Here is a 19,510-nt window from a genome sequence, read left to right as displayed (position 1 = left end):
ACGCATGCGCAAGCGCATGCACCACGACAAGGAGATTCGCGTGACTGGAACCAACCCCACGCTCAACGCGCCGATCGAGCAGATCGACCCGGAGATCGCGCAGGTCATCGAGAACGAGCTGAACCGCCAGCGCGGCACCCTCGAGATGATCGCCTCGGAGAACTTCGTGCCCCGGGCCGTCATGGAGGCGCAGGGCTCCGTGCTCACCAACAAGTACGCCGAGGGGTACCCCGGCCGACGCTACTACGGCGGCTGCGAGTTCGTCGACGTGGCCGAGACCCTCGCCCAGCAGCGGGCCCAGGCCGTCTTCGGCGGCGACCACGTCAACGTGCAGCCCCACTCGGGCGCACAGGCCAACGCCGCGGTGCTGCACGCGCTCGCGAAGCCCGGTGACACCATCCTCGGCCTCGAGCTCGCCCATGGCGGGCATCTGAGTCACGGGATGCGGATCAACTTCTCCGGCCGGTTCTACAACGCGAAAGCGTATGGCGTCGACCCGCAGACCTTCCGCATCGACATGGACCGCGTGCGCGAGATCGCCCTCGCCGAGCACCCCTCGGTGATCATCGCCGGCTGGTCGGCCTACCCGCGCATCGTCGACTTCGAGGCGTTCCGTCAGATCGCCGATGAGGTCGGCGCCCGTCTCTGGGTCGACATGGCGCACTTCGCCGGTCTCGTCGCCGCGGGGCTGCACCCGAACCCCGTGCCCGTCGCCGACGTCGTGTCGACGACCGTGCACAAGACCCTCGGCGGCCCCCGCTCCGGCACCATCTTCTCGAAGCAGGAGTTCGCGAAGAAGATCGACTCGGCGGTGTTCCCCGGCCAGCAGGGCGGGCCGCTCATGCACGTCGTCGCGGCCAAGGCCGTGGCGTTCAAGCTCGCCGCGACCGAGGAGTTCAAGGCCCGCCAGCGGCGCACGCTGGAGGGCGCGCGGATCATCGCCGAGCGGCTGACCGCACCGGATGCGAAGGCGAACGGCATCGACGTGCTCACCGGCGGCACCGACGTGCACCTGGTGCTCGCCGACCTGCGCACCTCGCAGCTCGACGGTCAGCAGGCCGAGGACATCCTGCACGAGGTGGGCATCACCGTCAACCGCAACGCGGTCCCCTTCGACCCGCGGCCGCCGCGCGTGACCAGCGGCCTGCGCATCGGCACCCCGGCGCTCGCCACCCGCGGGTTCGGCGCCGAGGAGTTCACTGAGGTCGCCGACATCATCGCGCAGGCGCTCAAGCCGCAGCCGGACGTGCCGGCGCTGCAGGCTCGCGTGCGGCGGCTGGCCGACGACTTCCCGCTGTACCCCGGCCTCGAGCAGTGGTGAGCGCATGACCGCGATCACCATCGACGGCAGGGCCACCGCGAAGGCCATCAAAGCCGAGCTCGCCGAACGGGTCGCCCGACTGTGCGAGCAGGGGATCACCCCGGGACTCGGCACGCTCCTGGTCGGTGACGACCCGGGCTCGCAGATCTACGTCGCGGGCAAGCACCGTGACTGCGCACAGGTGGGCATCGCCTCCATCCGCGAGGATCTGCCGGCCACGGCGACGGCCGCCGAGGTGCACGCCGCGATCGAGCGGCTGAACGCCTCGCCCGAGGTCACCGGTTACATCGTGCAGCTGCCGCTGCCGCAAGGGCTCGACGAGCTCACCGCCCTCGAGCTGATCGATCCGGCGAAGGACGCCGACGGCCTGCACCCGATGAACCTGGGTCGCCTCGTGCTCGGCGTCGGCGGGGAGATCACCACGCCGCTGCCGTGCACCCCGGCCGGCATCCTCGAGCTGCTGCGCCGCTATGAGGTGCCGCTGGAGGGGCGTCGGGTCGCGATCATCGGCCGCGGCGTGACCGTGGGACGGCCGCTCGGTCTGCTGCTCAGCCGTCGCGGCGTGGACGCGACGGTCACCACGCTGCACTCTCACACACCCGACCTGGCCGACGAGGTGCGGCGCGCCGACGTCGTGGTGGCCGCGCTCGGCCGGCAGCACTTCGTCAGGCCTGACTGGATAAAGCCGGGTGCGGCGGTGATCGACGTGGGCGTGAGCCGGGTGACCGACCCCGAGACTGGGAAGAGCCGCCCGGTCGGCGATGTCGACCCCGCTGTCGCGGAGGTCGCCGGCTGGCTGACCCCGAACCCGGGTGGCGTCGGGCCGATGACGCGCGCCGAGCTGCTCGTCAACGTAGTGCGGCTCGCGGAGGCGCAGGCTCGCTGACGCCTGCGCCGGACGAGAGGAGCGGGCTCTCCCACACCGGCACGTCGAGCGCCTCCGCCTGTGGCCCGGTTCAGCTCGTCAGCCGCGTCCGTCCGGGCGTGGTCCCAGCAGCGCCGTCCCGATCGCCGCGCAGCAGACCAGAGCGACGTCCAGCAGCACGATCGGCGGCGCCCAGCCGACCCGGTCGGCGAGCGCTCCGAGCACGGCCGGCCCGACCGCCGCGATGAGATAGCCGATGCCCTGGGCCGTCGCGGACGTCTCAGCGGTGATCGCCGGGGCGGCGGTCTGCGCGATCAGCATCAGCGCCGTGGCGATCGCAGCGCCCTGCATCAGCCCGATCACCGCGACCGCCGCCCACAGCCAGGGGCGCCCGGCCAGCAGCAGGGAGAGCCCGCCGAGGTAGACGGTGAACCCGGCGATCATCCCGACCCTGCCGTGCCGGGAGTCGACCAGTCGGGGCATGAACGCCGATCCCGCGATCCCCAGCCCGTTGTAGAGGGCGAGCGCGACGGACGCCGCGGTGACAGACATGCCCGCAGCCGTCAGCTGAGCGGGCAGCCAGGTGAGCTCGGTGTAGAACACCAGCGACTGCAGGCCCATGAGCGCTGTGACCAGCCAGGTCTGCGGACGCCGCAGAGCGATCGCCCAACGGCTCTGCTCCGGGGCGCCGGCCGCCCCTGCCGGCAGATCTACGGCGGCATCTCCAGCGTGCGCGGCCCCCTCGGCCCGTCTGACAGCCGAGGGGGATGCAGCCGCACCGTTCGCGCGCACCGGTACGCTGCGCCACCAGATGAGCGACACCAGCGCCGAGACCGGGATGGCCAGCGCGAGCACTGCCCGCCAGGTCCATCCCGCGTCCAGCAGGGGGCCGGTGGCCAGGCTGCCGAGCATCGCGCCGAATCCCATGGTCGAGGAGAACGCGGTCATCGTACCGGCGATGCGCCCGGGCAGACGTTCGCGGACGATCACCGGAACGAGCACGTTGCCGACCGCGATGCCCATGCCGATCAGCGCGGTGCCGACGAAGAACGCCCAGAGGGAGCCCAGCGGTCGCAGCAGGGCCCCGGCGATGATGCCGACCAGTCCCAGGCGCATGGCCGCGGCCGCGCCGCAGCGGCCGGCGAGCACAGGGGCCAGGAACGAGAACGCCGCGAAGCAGAGCAGCGGCAGCGTCGTCGTCGCACCTGTCGCTGCGGCCGAGAGGTGCAGATCGACGGCGATCTGCGAGAGCGCGGGCGGAACGGCCGTCAGCGGTGAGCGCAGCACCAGCGCCACCGCGCAGATTCCGAGCAGGACGTCCCCGCTGGCGCGCAGCCTGGGGGTCATACCAGCAGCTGCTGCTCGGCGAGCTCACGGTACAGGGGGCTCGTCTCGACGAGCTCGGCGTGGGTGCCGCTGGCGACGGCCCGGCCGCCGTCCATGACCACGATCTGATCCGAGTCGACGACGGTCGCCAGCCGGTGCGCGATGACGAGCAGGGTGCGCCCGGCGGCCGTGCGCTCGATGGCGTGCTTGAGCAGCTCCTCGTTGCGGCCGTCGAGACTCGAGGTGAGCTCGTCGAGCAGCAGGATGGGCGGGCCGGCCAGCAGCACGCGTGCCAGGGCGAGGCGCTGGCGCTCGCCGCCGGAGAGCAGCGTGCCCTCCTCGCCGACCGCCGCGTCGAGGCCTGCCGGGTCACGGGTGGCCAGGTGTTCGAGGTTCACCTCGCGCAGCACGGCGAGGCATTCGGCGTCGGTCGCCGCGGGGGCGCCGAGACGGAGGTTGTCGCCGATCGTGCCGGCGAGCACGGGGGAGTCCTGTTCCACGTAGCCGATGCGGGCGCGCAGCGCCTCGCGCGTCCAGTCGCGCACGTCGCGGCCGGCCACGCACACGGCCCCGGCGTCCACGTCGTAGAATCGCTCCACGAGGGCCAGCGTCGTCGACTTGCCTGCCCCGGAGGGGCCGACGAGGGCGGCCTTCGTGCCCTCCGGCACGGTGAACGACAGTCCGCGCAGCACCGGCTCGCGCGCGCCACGGTAGGTGAAGGTGACGTCCTCGACCGCGATGGCCGGGGCGGCGGGCTCCGCGGCGTCAGTGCCGATCGTCGCCGCGTCGGATGCGGCGGTCGCGTCGGGAGCCTCATCATGGCCGGTGCCGGTGGCTGCGCCGGTGGCGACCGTGTCGGAGCCGGCGGACGCGACGACGACCCGGTCCCCGTCCGTCTCGTCGGGCAGGTCGAGCACCTCCTGGATGCGGGCGAGAGCGCCCAGCGCGCTCTGCACCGAGGTGAACGCACCAGCGGCGGTGGCGAGGGGCATCACCATGAGGAACAGGAAGATCACGAAGCTCACGAGCTGGGCGATCGTGATGGCTCCGGCGGCGACCCTGAGCCCGCCCACGCCGAGCACGACGAGCACGGCGGTCTCGAGCGCCACCTGCACGGTGGGGCCGACCGCCGAGCTCAGCCGGGCGATGTGCAGCCCCCGATCGTAGGCGTCGGTCGCGTCGGAGAGGATGGCGGCCGCCTCGCGGTCGGTCGCGCCGTTCGCGCGGATCGTCCGGGTGGCGCTCACCGCGCGCTCGACGGCGGCGGAGAGCTGGCCGACGCTGCGCTGCGCGGCCTTCGTGGCCGTCTGCACCTGTCGGGCCACGGCCGTGACCGCGACGATCGCGACGAGCAGCACGAGCACGGTGAGCCCGAACAGCAGCGGGTCGAGCACGAGCATGCCAATCACGGCGCCGATCAGGATGAACACGCCGCCCACGGCGTCCACGAGCCCCTGGGTGAGCACGGCGCGCAGCAGCGTGGTGTCGCTGCTGACCCGCGAGACGAGGTCGCCGGTGCGCCGCTGGTCGATCTCGGCGACCGGCAGGCGCAGGATCTTGTGCACGAGGCGCTGTCTGCTCGAGAGCACGATGCCCTCGCCGGTGCGACTGAGCAGGTAGTACTGCACGCCCGTGATGAGGGCGGCGAGGACGAGCAGCGCGACGACGGCCCAGACCAGGCCGCCGAGGGTCTCGCCGGCCTCCACCCGGCTGATCAGCATGTTGACGAGCAGCGGCTGGGCGAGGGTGGCCAGGGCACTGGCGATCGACAGCAGCGCGGCCACGATCAGCACGCGGCGGTGCTCCATGAGATACGGCCACAGCTGCGCGAAGCGAGCCCGCGGCTCGTCGTCACGCCGGTGGCCGAACGGGCCGCGTCGGCGACCGGATCGGGCGGGCATGTCTCCGCTCACGGCGTCCGTCGTGCGTCCGGCGGGGGATGCGTCGGCGGGGACGGACAGGCTGGTGCGGCCGGCCTGAGCCGGTGTGGGTTGTGATGGGGCGTTCATGCGACTCCTTGCGACCGTCTCATGGTATCCATGCGGGGCCGGCATGGGGACGGGCAGAGCCCCGGGCGATCGGCCCGGGGCTCTGCGCGCGACCTCCCCACTGCGTCGCGCGCGTGCGGGCCGACGGTGTGTCGGCCCACGTCTGGGGATGCGAGGACTAGACGAGCGGGGCGGGATCCGCCTCGGCTTCGACCTCCTCCTCGCCAACCTCGTCGAGGTCGACGTCCATCGTCTCGGGGCTGAGCAGCAGCGCAACGAGTGTGAGCACGGCGCTGATCGACAGGTATACGCCGACCCAGACCGGGTTGCCGTCGCCCTTCGCCCACAGCCACACGGCGATGATCGGTGCGAGCGCGGCGCCGAGGATCGAGCTGATGTTGTAGGCGATGGCCGAGCCGGTGTAGCGCGTCTCGGTCGGGTACAGCTCGGGCAGGAACGCGCCCATCGGGCCGAAGGTGATGCCCATCAGGGTGAAGCCGATCACCAGGAAGCCCTGCGCGAGCGCGCCGGTGAACTTCGGGTCGGTCTGCGGCATGAGGAACACCTGGAAGAGCAGGCCGAACACCGTGATGGCGACGGTGACCCACACCAGCGTCTTCCTGCGGCCGATGCGGTCGGCGATCGGGCCGGAGAGCAGGGTGAACGCGCCGAAGAAGAGCACGCCGATGATCATCATCAGCACGAAGTCGTTGTAGCCGAAGCCGAGGCCCGGGTAGAACGTGCTCGGGTCGAACGCCTTGCCGGCCTTCTCCGCGGCCTTCGCAGCCGAGTCGACGTCGGCGGCCTTCGTGCCGTATGTCAGGGTGAACGCGGTCATCAGGTAGAACAGCACGTAGGTGGCGAGCATCGCGAACGTGCCCAGGATGAGCTCCCACCAGTTCTTGCGCAGCACCTCGCCGAGCGGCAGCTTCTTGACCTTGCCCTCCTTCTTCACCCGGGTGAAGCTCTCGGACTCGACCAGCCGCATGCGCACCCACAGGCCGATGACGACCATCACGGCGCTGAACAGGAACGGGATGCGCCAGCCCCAGGAGAGGAACGCGTCGGACATGAGCGTGCGGTCGCCGCTCTCGTGCGGCAGGGCCAGGTTGATGATCAGGAACAGGCCGTTGGCGATGATGAACCCGATCGGGGCGCCGACCTGCGGGAAAGTGCCGAACCAGGCGCGCTTGCCCTTCGGGGCGTTCTCCGTGGCGACCAGGGCCGCGCCGGACCACTCGCCGCCGAGCGCGAAGCCCTGGGTGAGACGCAGCACGAGCAGCAGCACGGCCGCGGTGATGCCGATGTTCTCATACGTGGGCAGCAGGCCGATGATGAACGTCGCGATGCCCATGGTGAGCAGGCTCCAGATCAGCGTCGTCTTGCGGCCGCGCCGGTCACCGAGGTGGCCGAAGACGAGGGCGCCGATCGGGCGGGCGATCATCGCCGCGCCGAAGACGGCGAACGACGAGATCAGGGCGATGGTGTCGTTGCCGGTCGGGAAGAAGAGCTTCGGGAAGACGAGCGCTGCGGCGGTCGCGTAGACGTAGAAGTCGTAGAACTCGATGGTCGTGCCGATGAGGCTGGCGAGCACCACGCGAGAGGTAGGATTCGCCGGTTTCGGACTCGACGCGGCGCCGCTCGGCGCCGCTGCTGTGCTGGACATGTATTGCTTGCTCCGGATTGGTGAGGGGATGGAGAGCGGACGTGGACCGGCCACGGGCGCCCGGAGCATCCTCATGAGACGCGGAAGAGGTGGGGACGGACCGCGCGGTCGGATTCGGCTGTGCGGTCACTGTGCAATCGCGCTTGTGGCGCGACAAACGCCCATGGTAGAGCCGTTCGCATGTCGCTGCAAGCATCTCGTGGACATCTGTTCGCGAACCGCGACGTCAGGCAACGGGTCGGCGGCCGCCCAGAGGGCATCTGCGGGCGGCCGCCGACCCCGCGATGCGCCATTGGCTGCGGACGCGTCCCGTCGCGTCAGAGGTCGGCCGGCAGCAGGTGCCCCATCCGGTCGCGCTTCGTCTCGAGGTACGCCTGATTGGCGGCGTTCTCGCCGACCACGATCGGCACGAGCTCGGTGACGGCGATGCCATGCCGCTCCAGGTCCTGGCGCTTGAGGGGATTGTTCGTCATCAGCCGCACCCGGTCGATGCCGAGATCGGCGAGGACCGCGGCCGCGGCCCCGTACTCCCGCTCGTCGTCGGCGTGCCCCAGGGCGCGGTTGGCGTCGACGGTGTCGAGGCCGTCCTCCTGCAGTCGGTACGCGCGCAGCTTCTCGAGCAGGCCGATGCCGCGCCCCTCGTGCCCGCGCAGGTAGATGACGACGCCGCCGTCGGCGTCGATGCGGTCGAGGGCCGCGTGCAGCTGCGGGCCGCACTCGCACTTGAGCGATCCGAGCACTTCGCCGGTCAGGCACTCCGAGTGCACGCGCACGAGCGGGGGGTCGCCGATCGGGGCGGTCGAGACGATGGCCAGGTGATCGGCGCCGGTGGCCAGATCCCGGTAGCCGCGCACGCGGAACGTGCCGTGCTCGGTGGGGATGCGGGTCTCGACGATGAACTCGACGCGGTCGGGCCGTGCGGCGTCCGCGGCCGGGCCGTCTGTGCTGGTCACGTCGGTCACTGCTCCTCCACTCGGGCGCGCCAGAGGATGTCCGGGCCCAGACGCGTGATCTCCAGCGTAGTCAGTTCACGTGCGGCGTCAATGGATGTGACGCCGATGTCACCGACCACGGTGCGCGGGCCGCCGATCAGCCGGGGCGCCAGATACGCGTGCACCTCGTCGACGAGGCCCGCGGTGAGGAACGCCGTGGTCGTGCGCGGGCCGCCCTCGACGAGCACGAGCCGCATGTCGTGCGGCGGGGCGAACAGGCGGGCGAGCACGGCCCGCAGACGCCGCTGGCCCGCATCCGCCGCGCCGGCCGGGTCGGCTTCGTGCCGTGTGGCTCCGCTCCCGCCCGCCTCGCGCTGGGCGGTCCCGCCTCGGCCGGCCGAGGCGAACAGCCCCCGCGGCACGTCCGCGGTGAGCACCCCGCCGGGATGCGTTCGCCGGATCCGGGCATCCGCCGGCACCTGCGCCGGATGCCCGAGCACCACGGGCACGGGCTGATGGGGCAGCAGGGCGCCGTGCTCGTCCCGGGCGGTGAGCGACGGGTCGTCCTGGAGGACGGTGCCGAGGCCGACGAGGATGCCGTCGACGTCGGCCCGCATCCGGTGCGCGTGCGCCCGGGAGGCGGGGGAGGTGATCCACTGCGAGCTGCCGTCGGCGGCCGCGCCGCGGCCATCGAGCGACATCGCGAGCTTCGCGATCGTCCAGGGCCGGCCGCGCCGCATCGCGACGAGCCATTCATGGTCGAGTGCCTCCGCCTCCGCGGCGAGCACCCCGGCGGTCACCGCGACCCCGTGCGCGACGAGATAGCGGGCCCCGTGAGCGGACACGCCGCCCGGGTCGTCGATCGCGTACACGACCCGGGCGACGCCGGCGTCCACCAGCGCGTGGCTGCAGGGACCGGTGCGTCCCCAGTGGTTGCAGGGCTCGAGCGTGACCACCGCGGTCGCCCCGCGGGCGCCGCCGGCGGGCAGGTGCGAGAGCGCGTCGATCTCGGCGTGCGGGGTGCCGGCGCCCCGGTGCCATCCCTCCGACAGCGTGGTGCCGTCCGGGGCGAGCAGCACGCAGCCGACTCGGGGGTTGCCGCCGGTGCGCGGGCCGCGCCGGGCGAGGACGATCGCGCGGCGCATCGCGTCCTCGAGGCGCTCGCGGGCGATCGGGGCCGGGGCAGCACGTCCGCGGTCGCCGGGGGTCGCGTCCCCGGCCGTCTCGGGCGCGGGGCCGTCGGCCGGCGGGCGTGGCTCAGAGCGCATAGTCCACCACGACGGGGCAGTGGTCGGTGAAGCGATGCTCGTAGGTGTCGGGGCGATCGACGAAGTAATGCACGGCGTGCCGGGCGAGCCGCGGGGTGGCGGCCTGGTAGTCGATGCGCCAGCCGGCGTCGTTGTCGAAGGCCTGTCCCCGCCACGACCACCAGGTGTACGGGCCGGGCAGCTCCCCGGCCGCGGCCCGGCCGAGGTCGACCCAGCCGAGCCCCGGGCCGATCGGCGCCCCGTCGACGCGGGCGTACGCCCGGTCGGGGTCGCCGAACCAGTGGTCGAGCCAGGCGCGCTCCTCCGGCAGGAACCCGGCCCGCTTGAGGTTCGCCCGCCAGTTGCGGATGTCGATGGGCGTGTGACACACGTTCAGGTCGCCGACGAGAAGGGCCTGCGCGCGCTCGTCGCGCAGGCCGGCCAGCCGCGCGCTCATCGCCTCGAGCATGCGGTACTTCTCCACCTGCTTCGGCGTGCCGACCTCGCCTGAGTGCGCGTAGGCGCTCACGACCGTCAGCGGCACCCCCTCGAGATCGACCTCGAGCCAGCGGCCGGACGCGTCGAGGTCATCCGGCCCGATCGCGGTGCGCAGGTCAGCGATCGGCACGCGCGAGGCCACGGCCACCCCTGCCCGCCCCTTCTGCGAGCAGACGTCGTCGGCGATGTGCCAGCCGGGCAGCAGCGCCCGCAGCTGCTCGCCCGAGGCGCGCACCTCCTGCAGCGCGAGCACGTCGGGGCGAGCCCGCTCGATCCAGTCGCCGATGCCCTTGCGGAAGGCCGCGCGCACGCCGTTGACGTTCACGGTCGCCACGCGCAGCAGGTCGCTGGACGGCGTGATCTCGACGCTCGACCGGGTGCGCGCCGCCTGTGCGTTCACCCCGGGGCGGGGGCGGGGCTGCTCGTCCGTCGGCGGCGGGGCGATGACCTGCTCGCCGAGGGTGTCGGGGACGACGGGGGCGCTGGTGCTCATGTCGCCGATTGTAGAGGCTCGCACTCCGTCGCATCCCTGCAGGTGTCCTGCGGGACACCCGGTGTGCGGCGTTCGTCGCCGCCCCGGCGTCCGCCGCGCGTGGCCGCCCGGGCGGCCGTAGGGTGGGGGTGCGGCGCATGCTCCACGCCGCTGCCGCACGACGAGAGGACGCGCCCATGCCCAACGAGGATCTCGACCGCTATCGGAGGGTCGCCGTCGCGCTGACCCGCCACGGCCTCACCCGGATCGCCGATCTGCTCGGCCTCGACTCCGGGCTGCTCGCCGAGGTGCGCGCGAAGGTGCAGCCGGGTGGCGTCCACAGCCTCGGTGAGGATCTCGCGAGCACGCTGGAGGAGCTCGGCCCCACCTACATCAAGCTCGGTCAGCTGCTGTCGACGCGCGAGGACCTCGTCCCGCCGGAGGTCGCCGCAGCACTGGCCCGGCTGCAGGATCACACCCCGCCGGCGCCGTACGAGGAGATCCGGCGCACGATCGTCGCCGAACTCGGCCGCCCCCCGGAGGAGCTGTTCGCCCGGTTCGATGAGCAGCCCCTGGCCTGCGCGTCGATCGGGCAGGCACACGCGGCGCGCATGAAGGGCGGCGACGAGGTCGTCGTGAAGGTGCGTCGCCCCGGCGCCGTCGCCCAGGTGAAGGCAGACCTGCGTCTGATGCGCCACCTCGTCGAGGAGGCCGACCGCAGCTCGGCGAAGGCCCACCAGCTCGGCCTGCTGCCGTTCGTCGAGCAGTTCTCCGCCACCACCCTCGACGAGCTCGACTACCGCAAGGAGGCGGCCAACGCCCGCCGCTTCGCCGACATGTATCGCGACGAGCCCCGCATCCACATCCCCCGCGTGCACCCCCGCTTCAGCACCGGCGCCGTGCTCACCCTCGACCGGGTGCGCGGGCTGCGCGTCGACGACATCGAGGGGCTCGACCGGCACCGCGTCGACCGGCGGCGGCTCGCCCGACTGGCTGCGACGACGCTGGTCGAGATGGTCGTCGTGCACCGGTTCTTCCACGCCGACCCGCACCCGGGCAACCTGTTCGTGCAGGATGACGGGTCGATCACGCTCATCGACTTCGGCATGGTCGGCCGGGTGACCGAGGGGATGGCCGAGCAGCTCGACGATCTGATCCTCGCCTTTGTCGCCGGTGACGCCGAGCGGCTCACTGACGCGGTGCTCGAGGTCGCCGAGTCGTCGCAGTCGCCGGACCGGCAGTCGCTCGAGCGGTCGCTCGGCGACCTGCTCGACACGGTGCGCAGCAGCTCCCTGGCCCGGGTGGAGGTCAGCCGGGTCGGCCGGCGGATGCTCGCGCTGATGCGCCGCCACCACCTGCGCCTGCCCGGCGCGTTCGACCTGCTCGCCAAGCTCGTCTTCCAGGCGGAGGGGCTCGGCCGCCGGCTCGACCCCGACTTCAGCATGATCGCCCTGTTCCAGCCGTACGCGCAGCAGATCCTCGAGCGCCGGCTCGACCCGCGCCACGTCGCGCGTCGGGCGGCCCGGGCCGGGGTCGACGCCGCCTGGCTCGGCGTCGAGGGCCCGGCGATGCTGCGCCGGCTGCTCAAGCAGATCGCCAGCGACGGGATGCGCGTGCAGGTCCCGGTAACCGAGCTCGAGCCGCTCGTCGGCCGGGCCGAGCGGCTCGGCAATCGGATGGTCGCCGGCATGCTCGCCGCGGCGGTGCTGCAGGGGATGGTCCCGCTCGTGCAGGGCATGCCCAGGCTGCGCCGGTGGACGGCGCCGATGCTCGCCCTCGGGGTCGTCGCGGGCGGCGCCCTCAGCGGCTATCTCGCGGTGTCGTCGCGGCCCCGCCGACTCGAGGACTGAGCCGCCGGGGCGGCCGTCTCCTCCGCGGGCGGGGTGACGACGTCCGCTGTTCCGGGCGACGTCGGATGGACCGCGTCGTCGGCGGAGGCGTCGGCGGGACCACTGGCGGAGGCGTCGGCCGGCGCGACCTCCGGCGCCGCCGTCCGGCTCGCCGGATCGGGCGGCGCCGTCTCGATGGCGCTGTCGGGCACCTGCACCGGGAGCGCCCGGGGCGGGGTCGCCGGGTCGCGCAGCACCTGCGGCAGCCGGGCGTGCCCCCACAGGTCGAGGTCCCGGGGATCCTCGTGGTCGGAGATCGACACCGCCAGCCAGGCCGCGGTGACGAGCGTCACCTGGCTGAGCAGATTGAACCAGACGAGCAGGCCCACGATCGTCACGAACGAGGCGAGCAGCGGGTTCCCCGTGCGCCCGACGAGCAGGCCGCCGGCGAGCTTGAGCGCCGTGGTGGCGACCGCGCCGCCGAGCACCGTGGGCAGCATCCGTCGCACCGGCACCGTGATGCGTGCGAGCACACGGAAGATGATGACGAGCACCAGGGCGTCGAGGGCGACCGAGAGCAGGACGCTGCCCGCGCGCACGAGGAGGTCGGCGACGGGGCCGCGATCGTCCAGGCCGAGCCAGGCGGCGACGAGCGTGCCGAGCCGGCTGTTCGCCGCCGAGAGCAGCGCGGACAGCACGACGACCACGCCGAACCCAACGAGCACCGCGAGGTCGCGCAGGTGGCCGAGCAGGGGCTGGGCGGGCAGGGGGTCCCGGCCGAACAGGGCGCGCACGCCGGTGCGGGCCGCGTCGAGCCAGCCGAACAGGGTGACGAGCAGCGAGACGAGGGCGATCGCGCCCGTCCAGGAGAGCGTGCCGGGCACGCCGTCGAGCGCCTCGGGTGTGATCGCGCCGCCGGCGCCGGTGTCGACGAGGCCGGGGACGCTCTCGGCGATGTAGGCGACGAGCGCGTCCCACACGGTGCGGTCGCGGGCGAGCAGCAGGCCGACGACGCTGAACAGCGTCCACAGGCCAGCGAACGCGGCGAACAGGGCGCTGTAGCTCATGCCGGCGGCGAGCACGGGGCCGCCCTTGCCGCGGTACAGCGTCAGCGCCCGGGCCGGCCGGGTCTGCATCGCCCAGCCGACGAGGGCCCGCAGCAGGGGCAGGGGACGCGGCCGCTCGCTCATGCTGGCACCATACGCGACGAGGGCGCGTCCGGTCGAGTCACCTGGCGGTGACTGCCGGACGCGCCCTCGTCGCGCGCGTGTCGCGGGATCAGCGGTGCCCGCGGACGATCGCCTGCTTGACCTCCGCGATTGCCTTGGTGACCTGGATGCCGCGCGGGCAGGCGTCGGTGCAGTTGAAGGTCGTGCGGCAGCGCCACACGCCCTCCTTGTCGTTGAGGATGTCGAGACGCACCTGCGAGGCGTCGTCGCGCGAGTCGAAGATGAACCGGTGCGCGTTGACGATCGCCGCCGGGCCAAAGTACTGGCCGTCGGTCCAGAACACCGGGCAGCTCGTCGTGCAGCAGGCGCACAGGATGCACTTCGTGGTGTCGTCGTAGATCGCTCGATCCTTGATCGACTGCAGCCGCTCGCGGCCCTCCGGGGGCTCCGAGTTCGCCTGCAGGAACGGCTGGACGTCGCGGTACGCCTGGAAGAACGGGTCCAGGTCGACCATGAGGTCCTTCTCGAGCGGCAGGCCCTTAATCGCCTCGACGTAGACGGGCTTGTCGATGTCGAGATCCTTGATCAGCGTCTTGCAGGCCAGGCGGTTCCGCCCGTTGATGCGCATCGCGTCGGACCCGCAGATGCCGTGCGCGCACGAGCGGCGGAACGTCAGCGACCCGTCCTGGTCGGCCTTGATCTTGAACAGCGCGTCGAGCACGCGGTCGGTGGCGTACATGTCCACGTCGTAGTCGACCCAGTGCGGCTCCTCGTCGACCTCCGGGTCGAACCGGCGGATGATGAAGGTGACCCTGAAGGGCTTGACCGAGGCGTCATGGGCGCTCGGGGCGTGCTTGGAGCGATCGGCGGCCGCGGCGTCGTACGACTCGGCGTGCGCCTTGGACATCACATCGTCGGTGGTGACACTCGACATGATCAGTACTTCCTCTCTTTCGGCTCGTACCGGGTGATCACGACGGGCTTCCAGCCCAGGGTGATGTGATCGCCGGGGTCACCGCTCATCGGGTCGCCGGTCAGGTAGGCCATCGTGTGCTTGAGGTACTTGGCGTCGTCGCGCTTCGGGTAGTCGTCGCGCATGTGGCCGCCGCGGCTCTCCTTGCGGTTGCGGGCCGCGGTGATGAGCACCTCGGCCAGATCGAGCAGGAAGCCCAGCTCGACCGCCTCGAGCAGGTCGGTGTTGAACCGGTGCCCGTGGTCGTGGATGCTCGCATGCTTGTACCGCAGGCGCAGCGCGCGCACGTCCTTCGCCGCCTGCTGGAGGGTCTCCTCGGTGCGGAACACCTGCGCGTTGGTGTCCATCGTCTCCTGCAGCTCCTTGCGGATCTGCGCGATGGACTCGCTGCCGGTGTTGTTGCGCACGTGCTCGAGCATGTCGATCACACCCTGCTCGGGAGCCTCCGGCAGCGGGACGAACTCGCTGGTGCGCGCGTACTTCACGGCCTGGCGGCCGGCGCGCTTGCCGAAGACGTTGATGTCGAGCAGTGAGTTGGTGCCGAGGCGGTTCGCGCCGTGCACGGAGACGCAGGCGCACTCACCGGCGGCGTACAGGCCGGGGACGGTGTCCTTCGCGTTGCGCAGCACCTCGGCGTTGTTGTTCGTCGGGATGCCCCCCATCGCGTAGTGCGCGGTGGGGTAGACGGGCACCGGCTGCGTCACCGGGTCGACGCCCAGGTATGTGCGGGCGAACTCGGTGATGTCCGGCAGCTTCGTCTCGAGCACCTCGGCGCCCAGATGGGTGCAGTCGAGGTAGACGTAGTCCTTGTTCGGTCCGGCGCCGCGGCCCTCCTGCACCTCCTGGACGATCGAGCGGGCCACGATGTCACGCGGGGCGAGGTCCTTGATCGTCGGGGCGTAGCGCTCCATGAAGCGCTCGCCGTTGCAGTTGCGCAGGATCGCGCCCTCGCCTCGGGCGCCCTCGGTGAGGAGGATGCCGAGGCCGGCGAGGCCGGTCGGGTGGAACTGGAAGAACTCGATGTCCTCCAGCGGCAGGCCCTTGCGCCAGATGATGCCGACGCCGTCGCCGGTCAGCGTGTGCGCGTTGGACGTCGTCTTGAACATCTTGCCGAAACCGCCGGTGGCGAACACGATCGATTTGGCGTGGAACACGTGGATCTCGCCGGTCGCCAGCTCGTAGGCGACGACGCCCGAGGGGCGCTGCTCGCCGTCGACATCGGTCATCACGAGGTCCAGCGCGTAGTACTCGTTGAAGAACTCGACCTTGTGCTTCACGCAGTTCTGGTACAGCGTCTGGAGGATCATGTGGCCGGTGCGGTCCGCGGCGTAGCAGGAGCGGCGGACCGGGGCCTTGCCGTGCTCGCGGGTGTGGCCGCCGAAGCGACGCTGGGCGATGTGGCCGTCCTCGGTGCGGTTGAACGGCAGCCCCATGTTCTCCAGGTCGATCACCGCGTCGATGGCCTCTTTGGTGAGGATCTCGACGGCGTCCTGATCGGCGAGGAAGTCACCGCCCTTGACGGTGTCGTACGTGTGCCACTCCCAGGAGTCCTCCTCCAGGTTGGACAGGGCGGCGGCCATGCCGCCCTGCGCCGCACCGGTGTGGGAGCGGGTCGGGTAGAGCTTGCTGATCACCGCGGTGTGCGCGTGCGGCGCCGCCTCGATGGCGGCGCGCATACCGGCGCCGCCGGCGCCGACGATCACCACGTCGTACTCGTGGTGGTGGACGGTGTACGACCCGTTGGTCGTCGTGCTGGTCTCAGTCATTCTTCAGTCTCTCATCACCTTCGACTAGTGGTTGGCGCCCGACTCAGGCCCGGCAGATCTCGGCGAACGAGCCGGCGTCCGGGTAGCTGCAGGGATCGAACCCGAACACGACCCACGTGCCCAGGATGATGAGCACGCCGGCGGTCGCGAAGATCGCGATGCGCAGGCCCTTGGCGACGCCCTGACGCTCGACGTAATCGTTGACGACCGTGCGCATGCCGTTGGCGCCGTGCAGCAGCGCGAGCCACAGCATCAGCACGTCCCAGACCTGCCAGAACGGGCTCGACAGCTTGCCGGCGACGAAGCCCCAGTCGATCTGGTGGATGCCCTCGCCGGTGAGGAGGTTGAAGTAGAGGTGCCCGAAGATGAGCACGACCAGCAGCACGCCGGAGCCGCGCATGAACAGCCACGCGAACTTCTCGCGGTTGGAGCGCTTGTGCGGGGCGCGGGTGTAGCGGGTCGGATTCTTGCGGTTCGGCTTCTCGATGGTGACCGTCATCTCTCTGTCCTTCCTACAGCCCGAATACGTTCGACAGATGCTGGATGGCGAACCCGGCGAACAGCACGAGCCACAGGAACATCACGATCCAGAACATCGCGCGCTGGTACTTGGTGCCCTTCGACCAGAAGTCGATGAGGATGACCCGCAGACCGTTGAGCGCGTGGAAGAGGATCGCGGCGACCAGCGCCGTCTCACCCAGTCCCATGATCGGGTTCTTGTAGGTGCCGATCACCGCGTTGTACGCCTCCGGCGAGAGCCGGATCAGTGCGGTGTCGAGAATGTGCACCAGCAGGAAGAAGAAGATCGCCACGCCGGTGATGCGGTGGAACACCCAGGACCACATGCCCTCGCGCCCGCGGTACAGAGTGCCGGCTGTTTTCGCTGCCACGAACAACCCTCCTTGGTTGATGACGCCGCGTGACTCCGCCGACGTCTCCTGTGTTGCAGTCAGTGTATCCCCCGCCTCTCGCGCGGTATCACTTAGGGATGCCTAATGTGCGGGGTCCGGGGCGCGGCCGCGCGGGGGGTTCTCCGACAGGCGTCCGACAGGGGTGCGGAGCCGGCCACGACGCGGCATCGCTGATAGCCTGAACCGCATGGCATCCCGCACCGCGACCCCAGAGCAGCTGTCCCATCTCCACGCGATCATCCCGGCCGGCGGGGTGGGGTCCCGGCTGTGGCCGCTCTCGCGGGCGCGCGAGCCGAAGTTCCTGCTCGACCTGACCGGCGCCGGCCGCTCCCTGATCCGCTCCACCTGGGAGCGGATCGTGCCGCTGACAGGTGAGGACCGCATCATCGTCGTCACCGGCGAGGCGCACCGCGCGGGGGTCATGGCGCAGCTGCCTGAGCTGCCGGAGCGCAACCTCGTGCTCGAGAGCGAGCCACGCGACTCCACCGCGGCCATCTGCCTCGCCGCGGCGCTCATCGTCCGCCGTGACCCGGAGGCGATCGTGGCCTCCTTCCCGGCCGACCACTTCATCGGCGACGAGCCTGAGTTCCGCGCCGTCGTGCGCGACGCGGTCGCCGTGGCCGCCACGGGGCGGCTGGTGACCATCGGCATCACCCCGACGTCGCCGGCGACCGGGTTCGGCTACATCCACGTCGGCGAGCCGCTCGACCCCGCCGGCGCCGCGGGGCTGCCGGCCCGGGCGCGGGCCGTCACCGCGTTCGTGGAGAAGCCGAAGGCCGCGGTCGCACGCCGCTACGTCGACAGCGGCGAGTACCTGTGGAACGCGGGCATGTTCGTCGCCCGGGCCGCCGACCTGCTCGGCTGGCTGGAGCGTCAGGAGCCGGAGCTCGCCGCCGGCATCGCCCGGATCGCCGACGCGTGGGGGACCGACGAGCGCGACGCGGAGCGCGCGCGGGTGTGGCCGACGCTCAAGAAGGTCGCGATCGACTACGCGATCGCCGAGCCGGTCGCCGCCGAGGGGGACGTGGCCGTGATCCCCGGCACCTTCGACTGGGACGACGTGGGTGACTTCGCCGCGGTTGCCCGCCAGGTGCGCAAGCGCAATCCCGGCAACCTCGCGATCCTCGGAGAGGCGAGCGTGCTCTCCGAGTCGAGCACCGGCGTGCTCGTCAGCGAGACCGACCGGCTGATCGCGATCATCGGCGTCGAGGATCTGGTCGTGGTGGACACCGACGACGTGCTGATGATCACCACCGGCGCGCACGCGCAGCGGGTCAAGGAGATGGTGAACATGGTGCGGCAGACCGGCAACGAGGACCTGCTGTGACCCCGCCGCTCGGCTAGCATGGCCCCATGAGCGACCAGATGACCGGCGCCGCGGCGCCTGACGACGATCTCGATCTCACTCTGGAGGGCGTCGACCTCGTCACGCTGCCCAAGGTGAGCCTGCACGACCACCTCGACGGCGGGCTGCGCCCGGAGACGATCCTCGAGCTCGCCGACGAGGCCGGTCTGGAGACCCCGCGCGACGAGCCGGAGGCGCTCGGGGAGTGGTTCGTGGCGTCCGCCGGCTCCGGCGACCTGCCGACCTATCTGAAGACCTTCGACCAGACCGTCGCGGTGATGCAGACCGCCGAGGCGCTCGAGCGGGTCGCCCGCGAGTTCGTCGAGGACTCGGTCGACGACGGCGTCGTGTACGTCGAGGCGCGCTGGGCGCCGGAGCAGCACCTGGCCCAGGGGCTCTCCCTCGACGAGGCGGTCGAGGCGGTGGCCAGCGGGCTCGAGCAGGGCATGCGCGCGGCGACCGCCTTCGGGGCGCGGATCGAGGCCGTGCAGCTGCTCACCGCGCTGCGGCAGAACGACCGCTCCCTTGACATCGCCGAGCTGGCGCTGCGGCATCGTGAGGACGGCGTGGTCGGCTTCGATCTGGCCGGCCCCGAGCTCGGGTTCCCTCCCTCGGACCATCGAGCGGCCCTCGACCTGCTCGCCGCCGAGTTCATGCCGGTCACGCTGCATGCGGGCGAGGCGGACGGCCTCGACTCGATCGTCTCGGCGCTCGTCGACGGCCGAGCCCTGCGGCTCGGGCACGGCACCCGGCTCACCGAGGACGTCGACCTGGTCGAGGACGCCGATGGCACGACGGTCGCGGAGATCGGCGACGTCGCCGGCTGGGTGCGCGACCGGGGGATCGTGCTCGAGATGTGTCCGTCGTCGAATCTGCAGACCGGCGCCCTCACCGGCGATCTGACCGACCACCCGCTCGACCTGTTCTACCAGCTGGACTTCCCCGTGACCGTCAACGTCGACAACCGGCTGCAGTCGGGCACGACCCTCTCCGAGGAGTGGGCCCGGGTCGCCGAAGCCTTCGACTACGGGGTCGACGATCTCGCGGTGCTCGCCCTCAACGCGGTCGAAGGCGCGTTCCTCCCCGCCCCCGAGCGGCAGGAGCTCGCCGATCGCGTGCTCGCTGGGTTCGACCGGGCGCGACAGGGCTGAGGAACACCGGCGGCGTCCGGCGGGGCGCGGGCACACGCCGCCGGACGGTCC

At 71.6% G+C, this 19,510-nt stretch carries 15 protein-coding genes and 1 pseudogene; 5 read left to right on the top strand and 11 right to left on the bottom strand.

Annotation, left to right across the window (positions count from 1 at the left end; all coding sequences use genetic code 11):
- Positions 1-16: 16 nt before the first annotated feature.
- The gene (gene glyA, locus F8O02_RS06420; protein WP_158036491.1) at positions 17-1,321 is read left to right on the top strand and encodes a serine hydroxymethyltransferase; all 1,305 of its coding nucleotides are present in this window, start codon (positions 17-19) and stop codon (positions 1,319-1,321) included.
- 4 nt (positions 1,322-1,325) lie between these two features.
- A complete protein-coding gene (locus F8O02_RS06415; RefSeq protein ID WP_158036420.1) occupies positions 1,326-2,207 on the top strand; it encodes a bifunctional methylenetetrahydrofolate dehydrogenase/methenyltetrahydrofolate cyclohydrolase in 882 nt (293 codons plus the stop codon).
- 78 nt (positions 2,208-2,285) lie between these two features.
- On the opposite strand, the gene F8O02_RS06410 is transcribed toward F8O02_RS06415, so the two are convergent.
- From F8O02_RS06410 to F8O02_RS06385, 6 genes and pseudogenes are all read right to left on the bottom strand, one after another.
- Positions 2,286-3,533, bottom strand: coding sequence for an MFS transporter (locus F8O02_RS06410; protein ID WP_158036419.1), 1,248 nt, complete (start codon positions 3,531-3,533; stop codon positions 2,286-2,288).
- Positions 3,530-5,413 (bottom strand): ABC transporter ATP-binding protein, encoded by a 1,884-nt coding sequence (locus tag F8O02_RS06405; protein WP_158036490.1) that lies wholly within the window; start codon positions 5,411-5,413, stop codon positions 3,530-3,532. The genes F8O02_RS06410 and F8O02_RS06405 overlap by 4 nt, the downstream gene beginning before the upstream one ends.
- A gap of 265 nt (positions 5,414-5,678) precedes the next feature.
- A complete protein-coding gene (locus F8O02_RS06400; protein ID WP_158036418.1) occupies positions 5,679-7,166 on the bottom strand; it encodes an MFS transporter in 1,488 nt (495 codons plus the stop codon).
- A gap of 317 nt (positions 7,167-7,483) precedes the next feature.
- Positions 7,484-8,074: pseudogene (gene ribA, locus F8O02_RS06395) on the bottom strand (GTP cyclohydrolase II); the annotation flags it as partial.
- Between the two features lie 50 nt (positions 8,075-8,124).
- On the bottom strand, positions 8,125-9,366 hold the full coding sequence (gene ribD, locus F8O02_RS06390; protein ID WP_325065436.1) for a bifunctional diaminohydroxyphosphoribosylaminopyrimidine deaminase/5-amino-6-(5-phosphoribosylamino)uracil reductase RibD: 1,242 nt from the start codon (positions 9,364-9,366) through the stop codon (positions 8,125-8,127).
- Positions 9,356-10,336, bottom strand: a complete 981-nt coding sequence (locus F8O02_RS06385; protein WP_158036416.1) for an exodeoxyribonuclease III — start codon at positions 10,334-10,336, stop codon at positions 9,356-9,358. The genes ribD and F8O02_RS06385 overlap by 11 nt, the downstream gene beginning before the upstream one ends.
- A gap of 176 nt (positions 10,337-10,512) precedes the next feature.
- Between F8O02_RS06385 and F8O02_RS06380 the strand changes: the two genes are divergently transcribed.
- Complete coding sequence (locus F8O02_RS06380; RefSeq protein WP_179416287.1) at positions 10,513-12,165, top strand: ABC1 kinase family protein; 1,653 nt, start codon at positions 10,513-10,515, stop codon at positions 12,163-12,165.
- Here the strand turns inward: F8O02_RS06380 and F8O02_RS06375 are convergent.
- From F8O02_RS06375 to sdhC, 5 genes are all read right to left on the bottom strand, one after another.
- On the bottom strand, positions 12,123-13,334 hold the full coding sequence (locus F8O02_RS06375; protein ID WP_158036414.1) for a YihY/virulence factor BrkB family protein: 1,212 nt from the start codon (positions 13,332-13,334) through the stop codon (positions 12,123-12,125). The two genes, F8O02_RS06380 and F8O02_RS06375, sit on opposite strands and share 43 nt — an antisense overlap.
- Before the next feature lie 88 nt (positions 13,335-13,422).
- Complete coding sequence (locus F8O02_RS06370) at positions 13,423-14,247, bottom strand: succinate dehydrogenase iron-sulfur subunit (protein WP_404821180.1); 825 nt, start codon at positions 14,245-14,247, stop codon at positions 13,423-13,425.
- 2 nt (positions 14,248-14,249) lie between these two features.
- Positions 14,250-16,052 carry a succinate dehydrogenase flavoprotein subunit gene (gene sdhA, locus F8O02_RS06365; protein WP_158036413.1) on the bottom strand — a complete coding sequence of 601 codons (1,803 nt, stop codon included), beginning with the start codon at positions 16,050-16,052 and terminating at the stop codon, positions 14,250-14,252.
- Positions 16,053-16,095: 43 nt separating this feature from the next.
- Positions 16,096-16,551: a succinate dehydrogenase hydrophobic membrane anchor subunit gene (locus F8O02_RS06360; protein WP_158036412.1), complete on the bottom strand. Its 456-nt coding sequence runs from the start codon at positions 16,549-16,551 to the stop codon at positions 16,096-16,098.
- A 13-nt stretch (positions 16,552-16,564) separates the two neighbouring features.
- Positions 16,565-16,942 carry a succinate dehydrogenase, cytochrome b556 subunit gene (gene sdhC / locus F8O02_RS06355; protein ID WP_158036411.1) on the bottom strand — a complete coding sequence of 126 codons (378 nt, stop codon included), beginning with the start codon at positions 16,940-16,942 and terminating at the stop codon, positions 16,565-16,567.
- 208 nt (positions 16,943-17,150) lie between these two features.
- On the opposite strand from sdhC, the gene F8O02_RS06350 reads away from it, so the two are divergent.
- Positions 17,151-18,290: a mannose-1-phosphate guanylyltransferase gene (locus F8O02_RS06350; protein ID WP_158036410.1), complete on the top strand. Its 1,140-nt coding sequence runs from the start codon at positions 17,151-17,153 to the stop codon at positions 18,288-18,290.
- Positions 18,291-18,316: 26 nt separating this feature from the next.
- Positions 18,317-19,459: an adenosine deaminase gene (locus tag F8O02_RS06345; protein ID WP_225734149.1), complete on the top strand. Its 1,143-nt coding sequence runs from the start codon at positions 18,317-18,319 to the stop codon at positions 19,457-19,459.
- The last annotated feature ends 51 nt before the right edge of the window (positions 19,460-19,510 follow it).

It is taken from the genome of Pseudoclavibacter caeni (genome assembly GCF_008831125.1).
GTDB lineage: Bacteria > Actinomycetota > Actinomycetes > Actinomycetales > Microbacteriaceae > Pseudoclavibacter_A > Pseudoclavibacter_A caeni.
The sequence above is the reverse complement of the archived record's forward strand: the minus strand, read 5'-3'. Positions and strand labels throughout refer to the sequence as shown.

Excerpts from the sequence above, each read along its gene's own strand:
- F8O02_RS06405 (WP_158036490.1), bottom strand. The coding sequence starts at position 5,413 with ATGCCCGCCCGATCCGGTCGCCGACGCGGCCCGTTCGGCCACCGGCGT.
- F8O02_RS06350 (WP_158036410.1), top strand. The coding sequence starts at position 17,151 with ATGGCATCCCGCACCGCGACCCCAGAGCAGCTGTCCCATCTCCACGCG.
- F8O02_RS06370 (WP_404821180.1), bottom strand. The coding sequence starts at position 14,247 with ATGTCGAGTGTCACCACCGACGATGTGATGTCCAAGGCGCACGCCGAG.
- sdhA (WP_158036413.1), bottom strand. The coding sequence starts at position 16,052 with ATGACTGAGACCAGCACGACGACCAACGGGTCGTACACCGTCCACCAC.
- F8O02_RS06415 (WP_158036420.1), top strand. The coding sequence starts at position 1,326 with ATGACCGCGATCACCATCGACGGCAGGGCCACCGCGAAGGCCATCAAA.
- F8O02_RS06345 (WP_225734149.1), top strand. The coding sequence starts at position 18,317 with ATGAGCGACCAGATGACCGGCGCCGCGGCGCCTGACGACGATCTCGAT.
- F8O02_RS06360 (WP_158036412.1), bottom strand. The coding sequence starts at position 16,551 with ATGACGGTCACCATCGAGAAGCCGAACCGCAAGAATCCGACCCGCTAC.
- ribD (WP_325065436.1), bottom strand. The coding sequence starts at position 9,366 with ATGCGCTCTGAGCCACGCCCGCCGGCCGACGGCCCCGCGCCCGAGACG.
- F8O02_RS06385 (WP_158036416.1), bottom strand. The coding sequence starts at position 10,336 with ATGAGCACCAGCGCCCCCGTCGTCCCCGACACCCTCGGCGAGCAGGTC.
- F8O02_RS06380 (WP_179416287.1), top strand. The coding sequence starts at position 10,513 with ATGCCCAACGAGGATCTCGACCGCTATCGGAGGGTCGCCGTCGCGCTG.
- F8O02_RS06410 (WP_158036419.1), bottom strand. The coding sequence starts at position 3,533 with ATGACCCCCAGGCTGCGCGCCAGCGGGGACGTCCTGCTCGGAATCTGC.
- F8O02_RS06375 (WP_158036414.1), bottom strand. The coding sequence starts at position 13,334 with ATGAGCGAGCGGCCGCGTCCCCTGCCCCTGCTGCGGGCCCTCGTCGGC.
- glyA (WP_158036491.1), top strand. The coding sequence starts at position 17 with ATGCACCACGACAAGGAGATTCGCGTGACTGGAACCAACCCCACGCTC.
- F8O02_RS06400 (WP_158036418.1), bottom strand. The coding sequence starts at position 7,166 with ATGTCCAGCACAGCAGCGGCGCCGAGCGGCGCCGCGTCGAGTCCGAAA.